Below are 525 nucleotides of genomic sequence, written 5' to 3'. Positions count from 1 at the left end.
ATAATCAAGTAAGAAAAGATCTAATTGAAATATTCAAACGTTTATGTAAGTACAAAGGAGTAGAAATCATAGAAGGCCACATGATGCCAGACCACGTGCACATGTTGGTAGCAATCCCACCCAAAATTGCAGTCTCATCGTTCATGGGATATCTAAAAGGTAAAAGTTCTCTAATGATCTTTGAGAAACATGCCCAACTAAAATACAAATACGGGAATCGAAAATTCTGGGCAGAAGGATATTATGTGAGTACGGTGGGCTTAAATGAAGCGACGGTACGAAAATACATTCGAGAACAAGAAGCACATGACCAAGCAGTGGATAAGCTGAGTGTAAAAGAGTATGAAGATCCATTCATCGGCAACAGAACAAAAAAGAAATAAACCAGTTTAACTGGTAAGTGAAAGTGACAAATAACACTGAGCCTGAACAGATTTATGGTCAGGCTAGCGTCTTTAGGCGCAGTTTGGCGACAAGGGGTTATACCCCAAGTACAAACCACCCGTTTTACGGGTGGTCCTGATT

The 525-nt window shown here is 40.0% G+C and carries 1 protein-coding gene; it reads left to right on the top strand.

The genetic code is table 11. The annotated features are described in order from the left end of the window. Positions 1-383, top strand: a 383-nt coding sequence (tnpA, locus tag PV403_RS24875; RefSeq protein ID WP_332086288.1) for an IS200/IS605 family transposase, incomplete at its 5' end; no start/stop codon positions are given. Between the last annotated feature and the right edge of the window lie 142 nt (positions 384-525).

Source organism: Paenibacillus sp. GYB006 (genome assembly GCF_036577645.1).
In the GTDB taxonomy this organism is placed as follows: domain Bacteria; phylum Bacillota; class Bacilli; order Paenibacillales; family Paenibacillaceae; genus Paenibacillus.
The sequence above is the reverse complement of the archived record's forward strand: the minus strand, read 5'-3'. Positions and strand labels throughout refer to the sequence as shown.